General features: G+C 70.5%; 12 protein-coding genes, 1 tRNA gene and 1 pseudogene. 7 read left to right on the forward strand and 7 right to left on the reverse strand.

Annotated elements, in window-relative coordinates; translation table 11 throughout:
- Window positions 1-4 precede the first annotated feature (4 nt).
- The 4 genes from ACFVXC_RS02370 to ACFVXC_RS02385 are packed head-to-tail and all read left to right on the forward strand — an operon-like array spanning window position 5 to window position 4,983.
- Window positions 5-637, forward strand: coding sequence for an isochorismatase family protein (locus tag ACFVXC_RS02370; RefSeq protein ID WP_389900670.1), 633 nt, complete (start codon window positions 5-7; stop codon window positions 635-637).
- Between the two features lies 1 nt (window position 638).
- The gene (locus ACFVXC_RS02375) at window positions 639-869 is read left to right on the forward strand and encodes a phosphopantetheine-binding protein (protein ID WP_383271642.1); all 231 of its coding nucleotides are present in this window, start codon (window positions 639-641) and stop codon (window positions 867-869) included.
- Window positions 866-4,771: an amino acid adenylation domain-containing protein gene (locus ACFVXC_RS02380; protein WP_389900672.1), complete on the forward strand. Its 3,906-nt coding sequence runs from the start codon at window positions 866-868 to the stop codon at window positions 4,769-4,771. The genes ACFVXC_RS02375 and ACFVXC_RS02380 overlap by 4 nt, the downstream gene beginning before the upstream one ends.
- Window positions 4,768-4,983 (forward strand): MbtH family NRPS accessory protein, encoded by a 216-nt coding sequence (locus tag ACFVXC_RS02385; RefSeq protein ID WP_389900674.1) that lies wholly within the window; start codon window positions 4,768-4,770, stop codon window positions 4,981-4,983. Before ACFVXC_RS02380 ends, ACFVXC_RS02385 begins: the two co-directional genes overlap by 4 nt.
- Window positions 4,984-5,116: 133 nt before the next feature.
- On the opposite strand, the gene fes is transcribed toward ACFVXC_RS02385, so the two are convergent.
- A complete protein-coding gene (gene fes, locus ACFVXC_RS02390; protein WP_389900676.1) occupies window positions 5,117-6,421 on the reverse strand; it encodes an enterochelin esterase in 1,305 nt (434 codons plus the stop codon).
- A gap of 155 nt (window positions 6,422-6,576) precedes the next feature.
- Here fes and ACFVXC_RS02395 point away from each other — a divergent pair, with 155 nt between their 5' ends.
- The gene (locus tag ACFVXC_RS02395; RefSeq protein ID WP_389900678.1) at window positions 6,577-7,437 is read left to right on the forward strand and encodes a hypothetical protein; all 861 of its coding nucleotides are present in this window, start codon (window positions 6,577-6,579) and stop codon (window positions 7,435-7,437) included.
- A 21-nt stretch (window positions 7,438-7,458) separates the two neighbouring features.
- Here the strand turns inward: ACFVXC_RS02395 and ACFVXC_RS02400 are convergent.
- Window positions 7,459-7,590, reverse strand: a pseudogene (locus ACFVXC_RS02400) (LuxR C-terminal-related transcriptional regulator); the annotation flags it as partial.
- Window positions 7,591-7,655: 65 nt separating this feature from the next.
- Entirely contained in the window at window positions 7,656-8,132 is a 477-nt protein-coding gene (locus tag ACFVXC_RS02405) for a MarR family winged helix-turn-helix transcriptional regulator (protein ID WP_389900680.1), read from the reverse strand.
- Between the two features lie 137 nt (window positions 8,133-8,269).
- Here ACFVXC_RS02405 and ACFVXC_RS02410 point away from each other — a divergent pair, with 137 nt between their 5' ends.
- A complete protein-coding gene (locus ACFVXC_RS02410) occupies window positions 8,270-9,037 on the forward strand; it encodes an SDR family NAD(P)-dependent oxidoreductase (RefSeq protein ID WP_389900682.1) in 768 nt (255 codons plus the stop codon).
- A 93-nt stretch (window positions 9,038-9,130) separates the two neighbouring features.
- Here ACFVXC_RS02410 and ACFVXC_RS02415 read toward each other — a convergent pair.
- From ACFVXC_RS02415 to sucC, 4 genes are all read right to left on the reverse strand, one after another.
- Window positions 9,131-9,215 (reverse strand) — tRNA-Leu (locus tag ACFVXC_RS02415).
- Between the two features lie 319 nt (window positions 9,216-9,534).
- Window positions 9,535-11,088: an aldehyde dehydrogenase family protein gene (locus ACFVXC_RS02420; RefSeq protein ID WP_389900684.1), complete on the reverse strand. Its 1,554-nt coding sequence runs from the start codon at window positions 11,086-11,088 to the stop codon at window positions 9,535-9,537.
- Window positions 11,089-11,222: 134 nt separating this feature from the next.
- Window positions 11,223-12,101, reverse strand: a complete 879-nt coding sequence (gene sucD / locus ACFVXC_RS02425; protein ID WP_389900685.1) for a succinate--CoA ligase subunit alpha — start codon at window positions 12,099-12,101, stop codon at window positions 11,223-11,225.
- 11 nt (window positions 12,102-12,112) lie between these two features.
- The gene (sucC, locus tag ACFVXC_RS02430) at window positions 12,113-13,252 is read right to left on the reverse strand and encodes an ADP-forming succinate--CoA ligase subunit beta (protein ID WP_389900686.1); all 1,140 of its coding nucleotides are present in this window, start codon (window positions 13,250-13,252) and stop codon (window positions 12,113-12,115) included.
- 200 nt (window positions 13,253-13,452) lie between these two features.
- On the opposite strand from sucC, the gene ACFVXC_RS02435 reads away from it, so the two are divergent.
- Window positions 13,453-15,147: a thiamine pyrophosphate-binding protein gene (locus tag ACFVXC_RS02435; RefSeq protein WP_389900687.1), complete on the forward strand. Its 1,695-nt coding sequence runs from the start codon at window positions 13,453-13,455 to the stop codon at window positions 15,145-15,147.
- Window positions 15,148-15,149: the final 2 nt, after the last annotated feature.

A 15,149-nucleotide genomic window follows, 5' to 3' on the forward strand; every position in this document is an offset into this window, starting at 1 on the left:
CACCATGGCGCTCCCCGCCGTCACGCCGTACGCGATGCCCTCGTCCGACGAGCTGCCCGACAACCGGGTCGCGTGGACCATCGACCCTCAGCGGGCGGTGCTGCTCGTCCACGACCTGCAGAACCACTTCCTGACCGCCTACACCCCCGACACATCGCCGACCACGGAACTCCTTTCCAATGTCGGCGAGTTGGCGAAGGCGGCCCGCGCGTCCGGCATCCCCGTCCTGTACTCCGCGCAGCCGGGCGGCCAGTCGCCGGCCGAGCGCGGACTTCAGCAGGACTTCTGGGGTCCCGGGCTTCCCGACGACGAACACGCGAAGGCGATCGCGGGCCCGGTCGCGCCGGAGCCCGGCGACACCGTGCTCACGAAGTGGAAGTACAGCGCGTACGTCCGAACCGACCTGGAGGAGCGCATGCGCGGGGCGGGCCGGAACCAGATCGTCATCGTCGGTGTGTACGCGCACATCGGCGTCCTGATGACGGCCTGCGACGCGTGGATGCGTGACGTGCAGGCGTTCGTCGTCGCGGACGCGGTGGCCGACTTCTCCCGCGCGGACCACGACATGGCGCTGCGCTACGCGGCAGGACGGTGCGCGTTCGTCACCACCACCGACTCGGTCCTGAAGGGCATCTGACATGGCGCTCAGCGTGGAACTCATACGGGCCGACGTGGCCGATGTCCTGGGCGAGGACCCGGCCGACATCCCCCTCGACGAGAACCTCGTCGACTACGGCCTCGACTCGGTGCGCATCATGTCGCTCATCGAGCGCTGGCGCCGCGAGCACGACATCACGGCCACCTTCGTGGACCTGGCCGAGCAGCCCGCCATCGAGGCCTGGGCACCGATTCTGGGAGCCTCGGCATGAGGCTCACCGCTGCCCAGTCGGGCATGTGGTTCGCGCAGGCACTCGACCCCGGCAGCCCGGCCCAGAACACGGCCGAGTGCCTGGAGATCCACGGCCCCATCGACCCGTCCCTGTTCGCGCGGACGCTGCGTCAGGTGGTCTCCGAGGCCGATGCCCTGCGCGTACGGATCATCGAAGGGGCCGACGGGCCGAGCCAGTTGGAGGTCTGCGACCCGACGCTGCCGCTGAAGGTGCGTGATCTGCGGGCCGCGGCCGACCCGGACGCCGACGCGCGGGCGTGGATGCGCGAGGACCTGGCCGCGCCCTTCGACCTGGCGGCCGGGCCGCTGTTCGCGCACGCGCTGTTCCGCGTCGGCGACGAGCGCTGGCTGTGGTACCAGCGGGTGCACCACATCGTGATGGACGGCTTCGGTTACTCACTGCTCGCCCGCCGCACCGCCGAGGTCTACACCGCGCTCGCAGCGGGCGAGGCGCCGGGGACAAGCCCCTTCGGACGCCTTGCGGACCTGGTCGCCGAGGACACCGCGTACCGCGCCTCGCAGACGTACGAGACGGACCGCCGCCACTGGGACGGCGCCTTCGCCGACCGGCCCGACGCCCCCAACCTGGCCGGGCGCACCGCGCTGCCGTCCCGCACCTTCCACCGCCGCAGCGCCCGGCTCTCCCCCGAGGCGACGTCCCGGCTGCGGGAGTCCGCGTCGTCGATGCGGGCGACCTGGCCGGAGGTGCTGATCGCCGCGCAGGCGCTCTACGTCTCCCGGGCCACCGGCTGCGCCGAGGTGGTACTCGGTCTGCCGATGATGGGCCGCATGGGTTCGGTGGCGCTCCGCGTGCCCGGCATGGTGATGAACGTGCTGCCGCTGCGGCTCACCGTGACCCCGCAGGCGACGTTCGCGGAGCTGACCCGACAGGTGGTGCTCGGCATCCGTGCCGCCCGCCGCCACCAGCGCTACCGCTACGAGGACATCCGCCGCGACCTGGGCCTCCTCGGCGGTGGCCGGTCCCTGGTCGGGCCGCTGATCAACGTCATGCCGTTCGACTACGGCCTGACCTTCGCGGGCGCCCGCACGGACGCACACAACCTCTCGGCGGGCCCGGTCGACGACCTCACCGTCAACATCTACGACCGCGCCGACGGCAGCGGTCTGCGCATCGACTACGACGGAAATCCGGCCCTGTACGAGCCGGACGAACTCGGCGCCCACCAGGCGCGGTTCATGGAACTCCTGGAACGCATCGCGGATGCGGGACCGCACACCCCGCTGGCCGAGCACACGATCGCCCGCCGCGCCGAACTGACCCTCGTGGTAAACGAGTTCAACGCCACCGCGCGCCCGGTGCCACCCACCACCCTGATCGGCCCGATCGAGGGCCAGGTGGTCCGCACCCCGGACGCCACCGCCCTGGTCTTCGGCGACCAGGAGCTGACGTACGCCGAGCTGAACGCCCGCGCGAACCGGCTGGCCCACCGCCTCATCGAGGTCGGCGTGCGTCCGGGCGCGCTCGCGGCGGTCGCCGTGCCCCGCTCCCTGGACCTGGTGATCACGTTGCTCGCCGTGCTCAAAGCGGGCGGCGCCTACCTCCCCCTGGACCCGGACTATCCGGCGGACCGTCTCGCGTACATGCTTCAGGACGCGGGCCCGGCCTGCGTGATCGCCGACCGTGCCGACCGGGTGCCCGCGTCGGGTGTCCCGCTCGTCGCCCTCGACCGCCTGGACACGACGCCGTACGGCACGTACGACCCGCCGCGCGCGCTCACCCCGCACCACCCCGCCTACGTCATCTACACGTCCGGTTCGACCGGCCGTCCCAAGGGCGTCGTCGTGCCGCACTCGGCGATCGACAACCGGCTCCGCTGGATGCAGGACCAGTACGAACTCGCCCCCGGTGACCGGGTGTTGCAGAAGACACCGTCCGGGTTCGACGTGTCGGTGTGGGAGTTCTTCTGGGCGCTGCGGGTGGGCGCGACGCTCGTGGTCGCCGAGCCCGGCGGCCACAAGGACCCGGCGTACCTCGCGCGCGTCATCCGCGAACAAGGCGTCACCGTCTGCCACTTCGTCCCGTCGATGCTCCAGGTCTTCCTGTCGGAACCGGCCGCGGCCGACTGCGCGGGGCTGCGGCACGTCTTCTGCAGCGGCGAGGCGCTGCCTCGCGAGACGGTACGGGAGTTCGGGCGCGTGCTCGACGGCGTACCGCTGCACAATCTGTACGGTCCGACCGAGGCCGCCGTCGACGTGACGTACCACCCGTGCGCCACCGGCGGCACCGGCCCGGTACCGATCGGCAAGCCCGTCTGGAACACCCGCCTGTACGTCCTGGACGCCGCGCTCCAGCCGTGCCCGCCCGGCATCCAGGGCGAGCTGTACCTGGCGGGCAGCCAGCTGGCGGCCGAGTACCTGGGGCGGCCCGAACTGACCGCGGCCCGTTTCGTCGCCGATCCCTACGGTCCGCCCGGAACGCGCATGTACCGCACGGGCGACCTGGCGCGCTGGACCGAGCACGGCGAGATCGAGTACCTGGGCCGCACCGACCACCAGGTGAAGCTGCGCGGTCTGCGCATCGAACTGGGCGAGATCGAGTCCGGGTTGGCAGCCGACCCGACGGTGGGCGCGGCCAGTGTGCTGGTCCGCGAGGACCGGCCGGGCGACCAGCGGCTCGTCGGATACGTGACGCCCTCCGACACCGGAGCCGTCGCCGACCCCGAGGAGCTGCGCGCCCGCCTCGCCCGCACACTGCCCGACTACATGGTGCCGGGCGCGATCCTCGTCCTCGACGACTTCCCGCTCAGCCCGAACGGCAAGCTGGACCGGCGCGCTCTGCCCGCCCCCGCCTTCGAGGGCTCCGCCGACGGTGGCCGGGTGCCGAGCGGCCACCGCGAGGAGACACTCACCCGGCTCTTCGCCGAGATCCTCGGAGTGCCGCGACTCGGTGTGGACGACGCCTTCTTCGACCTCGGCGGCACCTCGCTCCTGGCGGCCCGTCTGGTCTCCAGGGTCCGCGACACCCTGGGTGCCGCGCTCACCATCGGCACACTCTTCCAGGCGCAGACCCCGGCGGCGCTCGCCGCCCACCTGGACGCGGACCACAGCGAGGCCGACCGCTCCCTGGACGTACTGCTCGCCCTGCGTGCGGGCGGCGACCGCACCCCGCTGTTCACCTTCCATCCGGCGGGCGGCATCAGCTGGTGCTACTCGGGGCTGCTCTCGCGGCTCGACCCGGGTCAGCCGGTGTACGGGCTCCAGGCGCGCGGACTGCACGGCTCGCACGACTCGCGCGGCGATCGTGAACTCCCGGCCACCATGGAGGAGATGGCGAACGAGTACGTCGAGGCGCTGCGCGCGGTGCGGCCGCACGGGCCCTACCGGCTGCTCGGCTGGTCGGTGGGCGGCGTTCTCGCCCACACGGTGGCCGTCCTCCTCCAAGAGGCGGGCGAGGAGGTCGAGTTGCTCGCGCTGCTCGACGCCTATCCGTCCGACCAGTGGCGTGATGCCGCGGTCCCGGCGGAGGCGGACGCCCTGAAGGCGCTTCTGCGGATGGCCGGTTACGACCTGACGGACGAGCTGACCCGCGAGGACGTCCTCGCCACCCTGCAACGCGAGGGCAGCGCCTTGGCGGGACTGCCCGACCGGACACTGTCGGCGGTCCTCGACATCGTGATCAACAACGCCCGTCTGATGCGCGAGCACGAGCACCGCCCCTTCGACGGCGACGCCCTGTTCTTCACGGCGTCCGCGCCACGCGCCGAGGACTGGCTGACGAGGGAGGCCTGGGCACCGTACGTCAGTGGGTCGATCGGCAACCACGACGTGGACTGCCTGCACCCGGAGCTGACCCAGCCGCGCCACCTCGACGAGGTCTGCGCCGTCCTCGCCACCCGCCTCAAGGAGCTGGACCACGCATGACGACCACGCCCGGCCCGTTCGACCCGGTCGACACCGACACCGACACCGACACCGGCACCGGCACCGAGCCGACCCATCTGGTCCTGGAGAACGCGCTCGGGGAGTACTCCCTGTGGCCGATCTTTCGCCGCGCGCCCGAGGGCTGGAGCACCGCGTACGGCCCGGAGACGTACGGCCGTTGTGTGGCCCGCCTCCAGGATCCGCCCGCGTGACGGAGGTCCACCGGGGGCGTGGCGGCGCCCGGCGGACCAGGCGGGACGGGTCCCGCGCCGCTCGCCGTCCAGGACTGGAGTGTGCGGGACGCGGCCGCCCCCGGAGCGTGCGGGACACGGCCGTCCCCGCGGGCTACGCGGCGGCGGTCGCCCCCTCGGACTCCCCCTCGGACTGATCGCCGAGCAGCCCGACGAGCCCGTCCGCGAGCTCGGTGCGCCAGCACAAGTAGTCGTGCCCGCCGTTGAACTCGCGGTACACGGTGTCGTCGTACCCCTTCTCCCGCAACGTGGCGCGCAGCCTGCGCATGGCGGGCAGCGCGACCCACTCCTGCTCACCGGCCGAGAGCCAGAACCGCACGGGCAGCTTCTCGCTCGCGGCGATGCGTCCGGTCAGCCACTCGGAGCGTTCCAGGTCGGGTCCGTCGGGCCACCAGAAGGAACCAGACTGCGCAAGGACGCGGCCGAACCGCCCCGGCGCGATCACGGCGGCGTACGCGGCGGTGAGACCGCCGAGACTCTGGCCCGCGACGACGGTCCGCGCGGGATCGCCGGTCAGGGAAAGACGCTCACCAGCCCAGGGCAGCAGCTCGGTCTCCAGGAACCGGACGAACCGCTCGTTGCAGGCGAGTTCCGCCCAGCGCTGGTCGGCGCTCAGGGATTCGGGAAGGACGGCGGCCAGGGGCGGGATGCCGCCATCGGCGATGAGGTTGTCGAGGAGGGCCGCGATGCCGAGCCCCGGCTGCCACATCTCGCCGTCCATGAGCACCAGGACGGGCAGGTCGCGCCCGCCGCCCGGCGGCTCGTACAGGTGCACCTGCCGTTCGTTGCCGAGCAGTTCGCTGCGGACGGCGTGCGTGCTGACCGTGCCGCGCGCCACGCCGTCGCGGCGCCGCCAGTCGTCGCCGGTGGGTGCCTGCGGCAGCTCGACGTACGAGACCGGATCTCCGCCCCAACGTCGGTTGAGCGTGCGCGAGTTGAGCGGATCCGTCCGCTGCTGCTGCCGCAGCCAGGGCCAGTACGCGCCGTCCTTCACCCGCGGGCCGTCCCCCTCGTCCACACACAGGCTGTAGGTCGCACGCCAGTCCTCGCGCATGCGGACCGACCAGTGCCAGATGTCCGTCCCCGGCACCCGTTCCATCAGGTTGGAGGCCATGTCACGCGGGTCGACGATCTTGTTCGGCATCACGAGGACGGCGCGGGTCGCCTCTGTGCCCCGCCAAAGGAAGGTGACGACCCGGTACGCACCGTCGCCCTGCGGATCGGGCTCGACGAGCGGCGCTCCGCCGGCCGCCCGTACGGCGCCCCAGAAGTCGCCGCGCTCCACGCCCCGCTCCACGGCCCGGGCCACCCACGCACTGTCCGCCAGTTCGACGGGCTCCGGCCGCGGGGTGCGGGGCGGCCGACGGGTCGCCCCGTCGGGAGGTGCGGTGACGGGCATGGGGAAGCCTCCAGGAGTTCACTGCGTACAGGGACGTACAGGGGCGCACTTCATCCGCGTATAGCTAAGGGTTACCTTACTTGAGCCGGTCACCCCTGGGGCGACCAGGGCAGGACGGCCTCCTCCCCGCCCAGGCCACCGGTACATTGCCGCCTATGTCGATACCGAATCCCCAGCCCAACCAGCCCAATCCGTACCAGCAGACCCCGAATCCGTATCAGCAGCCCCCGGGCGCGGTCCCGCCTCAGGGCTCGCCTCAGCCGTACGGACAGCCGCCGGGCCCGTACGGACAACAGCCGGGCCCCTACGGCCAGCCGCCCGCGCCGCCCGCGCCCCCGGCAGGCCCGCGCAAGCCCACCCCGGGCTGGGTGTGGGGAATCGGCGGCGTAGTGGTCGCGTCGGCGCTGTGGGCGGGGGCTCTCTTCGCCACCGGCGACCTCGGCTCCGACAGCGGCGACGACGCGAAGGCGGACCTCGCCGGATACCAGTACAAGAAGAACCTCTGCGACGTCTCCCCGCTGGACGCCTTCAAGAAGAAGTACGAGCTCGACACGGACTCCACCGCGACCACCCACTACGGGTCGCGGCAGAAGGGGTTCGACCAGAGCTACTGCAGCCGCAACCTCAAGGACCCGGAAGCGGCCAAGGACACCTATTCGAGCATCTACGTCTACTCCACGGCCCGCTGGCACAAGGCGACCGACCCCGCGGGCGAGTTCGCGTCGGAGCAGAAGGCGTACGAGGACCAGTCGCAGAAGACGTACGGATACAAGACCAAGGCCGTGAGCGGCATCGGCGACGAGGCATACCTGGTGACCGAGACGAGCGGCACGGACAAGGACTCCCTCAACGGCATGACGCTCGCTGTGCGCGAGGGCTGGTTCACCATCGAAATGCGCTGGAGCTTCTACGGCGGCGGCCCGGACGACAAGGTCGAGCCGCCGACCGCGTCGGAGGTCGAGGAGATGCTCATGTCCGACACGCGCGCGGAGATGGACGGGCTCAAGAAGTCCTGAAGTGCTGAAGTGCTGAACTCACTACGAGGGCGGCGCCGGGCGGACCAGGCCCGACTGGTGGGCGATGACGACCAGTTGGGCGCGGTCACGCGCGTCGAGCTTGGCCATGGCGCGCTGGACGTGGGTGCGCACGGTCAGCGGGCTGACGAGGAGTTCGTCGACGCCCGCGTCCTTGCCGGGGAAGCCGCTCGCGCCGGCACGCGGGGGATCGGTGCGGTTCAGGGGCGCGGCCAGGGATGCCCCTCCAGGCTCTCGATGTCGCTGTTGAAACGCTGGAGGAAGCCGGCGAACGTCGCCACGTCCTGCGCCGACCAGCCGTCCAGGACCTTCTCAAGGCCCTGGGTGTACTCGGCGCGGTCGGCGTCGAGCTGGCTCTCGCCCTCGGCGGAGATGCGGAACTTGCGAGCCATGCCGCCCTCGGGGTCCGGGATGCGCTCGACGAGTCCGGTCCGCAGCATGGCCGCGGTCTGCCGGTTGAGGGTGGACGCGTCGAGGCCGAAGGCTTCGGTGAGCTGGCCGATGGACATCGGGCCGTCCATCTGGATGCGGCTGAGCAGGACGTACGCGCTGCGGTCCAGGCGCCCGCCGGAGGAGCGCGTGCGGGGGTTGTACAGGTGTGAGTGCCGTCCGAGCAGCATCGTCTCGAATTCGACCTGTCGAACGGGCTTGTCCGTTCGGTCAACGGGTGTGTCCATGCGACGACCGGGCTTTTCCATACACGCATTCTACCCATAACGTGCATCATGCACTTCATATGTATAGTGCATATCGCGAGGGCCGGCGTCAGGATCGGTCATCTCCAGCCCGGGACAAGCTCCAGAAAAGAGGAACCATGAGCAGCTTCATGGACTTCACCGACCGCAGCGTGATCGTGACCGGGGCCGGTTCGGGCATCGGAAGGGCCGCGGCCCTCACCTTCGCCGAGCGCGGGGCCAAGGTGGTCGTCGCCGATCTGAACGCCCAGGGCGCCGCCGAGGTGACCGCCGCCATCGAGTCGGACGGCGGCAGGGCCGTCGCCGTCGTGGGCGACCTCAGCGAACAGGCGGTGGTCGACGAGGCCGTAGCGACCGCGCTGAAGACCTTCGGCGGCATCGACGTCCTGGTCAACAACGCCGGGATCATGGACAGCATGTCGGCCGCGGCGGACGTCACGGACACGGAGTGGGAGCGGGTGATCCGCATCAACCTCACCGCCCCGTTCCTGCTTGCCCGGGCCGTCCTGCCGCACATGCTCGAGGCCGGCCGGGGCTCCCTCGTCTTCACGGCGTCCGAGGCCTCACTGCGGGGCAGCGCCGCCGGAGCCGCCTACACCGCCTCCAAGCACGGCATCGCGGGCCTGACCAAGTCGCTGGCCGTGACCTACCGGGACAGGGGAATCCGCACCAACGCCATCGCCCCCGGCGGCACGATCACCAACATCCGGCTCGACGTCGACAAGGACGCACTCGGCCCGCAGGCACTGGCCCCGTACATGGGGAACGTCGGCTGCCCCGCCGGAGCCGAGACGCAGGCGGCGGCCATCGTGTTCCTCGCGTCGGAGGCGGCGGGCAACATCAACGGGGCGATCCTGCCGGTGGACGGGGGCTGGTCAGCGGTCTGACGGGCTTCACGCCTGACCGGCTCCGAGGTGGAACACGAGTGAGGGCCGTGACCTTCCGGTCACGGCCCTCACTCGTACAAGCTCACTTGAAAGTGTCCGAGGGGGGACTTGAACCCCCACGCCCGTTAAAGGGCACTAGCACCTCAAGCTAGCGCGTCTGCCATTCCGCCACCCGGACTAGGTGTCTGCCGTTCGCGGGGTGTTCCCCGCGGCGACATGGACAACAATACCAAGCTTTCGGAGTGCCTTTCACCTGCATATCCGTACGTCGACGAGCGGCTGCCCGGCGGCTCGCGGCAGCCCACCCGGGCCATCACCACAAGTGACCGGTTGATTACGGGAGCGCCCGCTGACGGGAGAGCGCGGCGCTGACCGTGCGTTCGCGGTGCGGCCCGACCGGCAGGGCATCGGTCAGGCCGCCGATGGGCCGCCGACGCCTTGCCGGTCACCTGCCGGTCACCTACCGGTCAGATGGCTCCCCGTAAGGACAGGGAACCTCACGCCATCAAGTGATAGCTGGGGAAGTTCCCCGGCGGTCGTTCCATCGCCGGGCCATGTGTGACCGCCCGGACCAGCAGCTCTCCGCCGACGAACGCGCCGCGCCAGGACGCGCCGAATCCGCCGAACAGCTCGTCCCTGTCGCCGCGCGAGCGGGGCTTACCGCGGCCCGTCTTGAAGGCACGGATCTGCGGCGCGAGACGTTCGTACGTCGCGGTGTCGTCGGTCGACAGCGTGGCGACCAGCGCCCCGTTCGACGCGTTCATGGCAGCGAGCAGCTCCGCCTCCGTGTCGACCAGGACGATGGTGTCGACCGGGCCGAACGGCTCCGCGTGGTGCAGCGGAGAGGACGGGGGCGGGTTGAGGAGCGTGACGGGATGGAGGTACGCGTCCGTGTCCTGACCCGGCAGGAAGCGGTCCGCCGCCGGGGCGCCGCGGTACAGCGGCACGGCTCCGCGGTCGATCGCCTCCGTCACCTGGTCGCCCAGCTCCTTCGCCTTGGCCGCGTTGATCAGCGGGCCGAAGTCCAGTTGCGGGAACGGGTCTTCGGGGCGCTCGACCGCCAGGGGGTGGCCGACGCGAAGGGTGCGCACGGCCGGGAGGTAGGCGGCGAGGAACTCGTCGAAGAGGCCACGTTGGACGACGAAGCGCGGATACGCGGTGCAGCGCTGTTTGCCGTAGTCGAAGAGCTTGGGGATGACGGCGCTGAGCGCGTCCCAGTCGCTGTAGTTCCAGATGCCCCAGGTGTTGAGTCCTTCCTGTTCGAGGATGTGCCGCTTGCCGAGGTCGGCGACGGCGGTGGCGACGGCGGCGCCCGTGTCCCGTCCGCCGACGAAGGAGACGCAGCCGATCTCCGGTGCGCGGACCAGCGCTTCGGACAGCTCTCCCCCGCTGCCGCTCACGAGGGTGACGGGGATCCCTTCACGTGCGGCGAGGGCGCATGCCAGGGTCAGGCAGGCGACGCCGCCGTCGGTCGGGGTCTTGGCGATGACCGCGTTTCCTGTGAGTGCCTGTACCAACACTGCGTGAACGAGCACGCTCATCGGGTAGTTCCAGCTCGCGATGTTGGACACCGGACCGTCCAGCGGGGTCCGGTCGGCCATCATCGGCTCGATGCCGTCGACGTACCAGCGCACGCCGTCGATGGCCCGGTCGACATCGGCCTGGGCGAGCCGCCAGGGCTTGCCGATCTCCCAGACCAGGAGGAGGGCGAGCAGCTCGCGGTGTTCGGTGAGGGCGTCGAGGGTGGCGGCGACGCGGGCGCGCCGTTCCGCCAAGGGGACGTGGCGCCAGGCCCGGTGCTGGTCGAGTGAGGCGCGTACGGCCTGGTGGGCGGTGGCTGCGTCGAGGCGCGGCGGGCCCGCGATGGGACTGCCGTCGACGGGAGATGTGGCGGGCAGGGTCCGGCCGTCCGCGTGCCAGGTCCCGTTCCAGAGGTTCAGGACGCGGTCGTCACGGAATGCCTCGGGCGCGACGGCGAGGCAGCGCCGCCAGGCGTCGGTCCAGGCCGTATCGGCTTTGAGGACGAGGGGGTTGGTGAGGGTGGGTGCCATTCGAATGTCTCCGCTCACGGTGCACAAGTCGGGGCGGGGGATGCATGGCTCGCGTCGGCGCCGCTCGGTTCGCGGTCCGCGCGTGTGTGCTGGGGGACGCTAGTACAGCCGGGGTCTGCCACCTATGAGTGACATCACGCCCCGAGTTGGTTAAGAACGAGGCGGGCCGTTTCCGTCGGTGTGGCGCCGACCCGCACTCCGGCGGACTCCAGCGCCTCCTGTTTCGCACGTGCGGTGCCGGACGAGCCCGAGACGATGGCTCCCGCGTGTCCCATGGTCTTGCCTTCGGGTGCGGTGAATCCGGCGATGTAGGCGACGACGGGCTTGGTGACGGCCCGTTGGATGTAGGCGGCCGCGCGTTCCTCCGCGTCGCCGCCGATCTCACCGATGAGGACGATCAGTTCGGTGTCGGGGTCGTCCTCGAAGGCGGCGAGACAGTCGATGTGTGTGGTGCCGACGACGGGGTCGCCGCCGATGCCCACGCAGGTGGAGAAGCCGATGTCGCGCAGCTCGTACATGAGTTGATAGGTGAGTGTGCCGGACTTCGACACCAGGCCGACGCGTCCGGGCTTGGTGATGTCGGCGGGGATGATGCCCGCGTTGGCCTGCCCAGGTGTGATGAGCCCGGGGCAGTTGGGGCCGATGACGCGGGTGCCGCGCTCCTTGGCGTACGCGTGGAAGGCGACGGAGTCGTGCACGGGGATGCCCTCGGTGATGACCACGGCCAGGCCGATCCCGGCGTCGGCGGCCTCGGTGACCGCCGCCTTGGCGAACGCGGGTGGCACGAAGACCACGGTGACGTCCGCGTCCGTGGCCTCGATGCCGTCGCGGACGGAGCCGAAGACGGGGACGGCGCGGTCGTCGAAGTCGACGGTGCGCCCTGCCTTGCGGGGATTGACGCCGCCGACGACGTCCGTGCCCGCCGCGAGCATGCGGCGGGTGTGTTTCATGCCCTCGGCGCCGGTCATGCCCTGGACTAGGATCTTGCTCTCCTTGGTGAGGTAGATCGCCATGTTCCCGCTCCTTAGGCTGCGTTGGTGTGGCCTGCGAGTTCGGCGGCTCGGCGCGCGGCGCCGTCCATGGTGGTGGCCTGCTGGACGAGGGGATGGGAACGTTCGTCGAGGATGGCGCGGCCGCGTACGGCGTTGTTGCCGTCGAGGCGGACGACGAGTGGCTTGGTCAACTGGACGGATTCCAGGGCCTGGACGATGCCGTCGGCGACGGCGTCGCACGCGGTGATGCCGCCGAAGACGTTGACGAAGACGGACTTGACGGCGGGGTCGGAGAGGATGACGGAGAGGCCGTCGGCCATGATCTGGGCGGAGGCGCCTCCTCCGATGTCGAGGAAGTTCGCGGGGCGCGCACCGCAGCCCGCGACCACGTCGAGGGTGGACATGACGAGGCCCGCGCCGTTGCCGATGATGCCGACCTCGCCGTCGAGCTTGACGTAGTTGAGTCCCTTGGACGCGGCCTCGGACTCCAGCGGGTCGTCGTGCGCGGAGTCGTCGGCGCCCCAGCGTGCCTGACGGAAGCGGGCGTTGTCGTCCAGGGTGACCTTGCCGTCGAGGGCGAGGATCTCCCCCTGGGCGGTACGGACGAGCGGGTTCACCTCGACGAGGAGCGCGTCCTCGCGGATCAGTACCTGCCACAGCTTGACCAGGACGTCGGCGGCGGCTTCGGGAAGTCCCGCCGCCGCGGCGATCTCGGCCGCCTTCGCCTCGCTCACTCCCGCGGCCGGGTCGATCTCCACGCGCGCGACGGCCTCAGGGCGGCCGGCCGCCACCTCCTCGATCTCCATGCCGCCCTCGGCGGACGCGATCGCGAGGAAGCGTCCTGCCGCCCGGTCCAGTACGTACGAGACGTAGAACTCGCTGTCGATCTCGACGGGTTGGGCCACCATCACCTTGTGCACGGTGTGGCCCTTGATGTCCATGCCGAGGATCTGGCGTGCCGTGATCTCGGCCGCCGCCGGGTCCGCCGCGACCTTCACGCCGCCCGCCTTGCCGCGTCCGCCGGTCTTCACCTGGGCCTTGACGACGACGCGCCCGCCCAGGCGTTCGGCTCCCGCGCGTGCCTCCTTCGCCGTGTCGGCGACCTCCGCTCGCGGCACCAAGATGCCGTATTCCTCGAAGAGTTCCCTTGCCTGGTGCTCGAACAGGTCCATTCCGGCTCCTGACGCCGTGTCGTTGCGGGGAGCGAACCCCCCGCCTCCGAAAAGTGCCGCACGCCCCCTGGACACCACTGACCGGATGCGGGATAACAAGCTTCATACAGTATTCGTCGACTGTATGCAATCTACCGTGAGAGCACCTACGAGCAGCGTGTGAGCGCTCCAACTCCCCTACGAAGGGACAGGACTTCGCCATGCCCGACGGCAGCAGCGACACGAACCAGACCCACATCTCCGGTGGGCATCTGGTTGCCAAGGCACTCAAAGCAGAGGGTGTGGAGGTCATCTACACCTTGTGCGGCGGCCACATCATCGACATCTACGACGGCTGCGTCGACGAGGGGATCGATGTCGTCGACGTACGCCACGAGCAGGTGGCCGCCCACGCGGCCGACGGCTATGCGCGCCTGACCGGTAAGCCGGGATGCGCCGTGGTGACGGCGGGACCGGGAACCACGGACGCCGTCACGGGCGTCGCCAACGCCTTCCGCGCGGAGTCCCCCATGCTGCTGATCGGCGGCCAGGGAGCGCACACCCAGCACAAGATGGGGTCGCTCCAGGACCTTCCGCACGTCGACATGATGACGCCCATCACCAAGTTCGCCGCGACCGTGCCGGACACGGCGCGCGCCGCGGACATGGTGTCGATGGCCTTCCGCGAGTGCTATCACGGCGCTCCGGGACCGTCCTTCCTGGAGATCCCGCGCGATGTGCTCGACGCCAAGGTGCCGGTGGACAAGGCCCGGGTGCCGCAGGCCGGGCGGTATCGCGCCTCCACCCGCTCGGCCGGCGACCCCGAGGCCGTCGAGAAGCTCGCCGACCTGCTCGTGCACGCCGAGAAGCCCGCGATCCTCCTCGGCAGCCAGGTGTGGACGACGCGGGGCACCGCGTCCGCCATCGAGCTCGTGCGGACCCTGAATGTGCCCGCCTACATGAACGGCGCGGGCCGCGGCACCCTGCCGCCCGGGGACCCGCACCACTTCCAGCTCTCGCGGCGGTACGCCTTCTCCAATGCCGACCTCATCGTCATCGTGGGCACGCCCTTCGACTTCCGTATGGGCTACGGGAAGCGGCTCTCCCCCGACGCCACCGTCGTACAGATCGACCTCGACTACCGCACCGTCGGCAAGAACAGGGACGTGGACCTGGGCATCGTCGGCGACGCGGGGCTGATCCTGAAGTCGGTCACCGAGGCCGCCTCCGGCCGCCTCAACGGAGGCGCGTCCAAGCGCAAGGAGTGGATCGACGAACTGCGCGCCGCCGAGCAGACGGCGATCGAGAAGCGGCTGCCGAACCTGAAGTCCGACGCCTCGCCGATCCATCCGTACCGTCTCGTCAGCGAAATCAACGACTTCCTTACCGAAGACTCGATCTACATCGGTGACGGCGGCGACATCGTCACCTTCTCCGGGCAGGTCGTGCAGCCCAAGTCGCCGGGCCACTGGATGGACCCCGGGCCGCTCGGCACGCTCGGCGTCGGCATCCCCTTCGTGCTCGCCGCCAAGCAGGCGCGGCCCGACAAGGAGGTGGTGGCCCTCTTCGGAGACGGCGCCTTCTCGCTGACCGGGTGGGACTTCGAGACGCTGGTGCGCTACAACCTGCCCTTCGTCGGGATCGTCGGCAACAACTCCTCGATGAACCAGATCCGTTACGGCCAGAAGGCCAAGTACGGCGAGGAGCGCGAGCGCGTCGGCAACACCCTCGGAGACGTCCACTACGACAAGTTCGCCCAGATGCTCGGCGGCTACGGCGAAGAGGTACGCGACCCCGCGGACATCGGCCCCGCGCTGCAGCGAGCGCGTGAGTCGGGCAAACCCTCGCTGATCAATGTGTGGGTCGATCCGGACGCGTACGCCCCCGGAACCATGAACCAGACCATGTACAAGTGAGG

Source organism: Streptomyces sp. NPDC058257 (assembly GCF_042881845.1).
Taxonomy (GTDB): domain Bacteria; phylum Actinomycetota; class Actinomycetes; order Streptomycetales; family Streptomycetaceae; genus Streptomyces.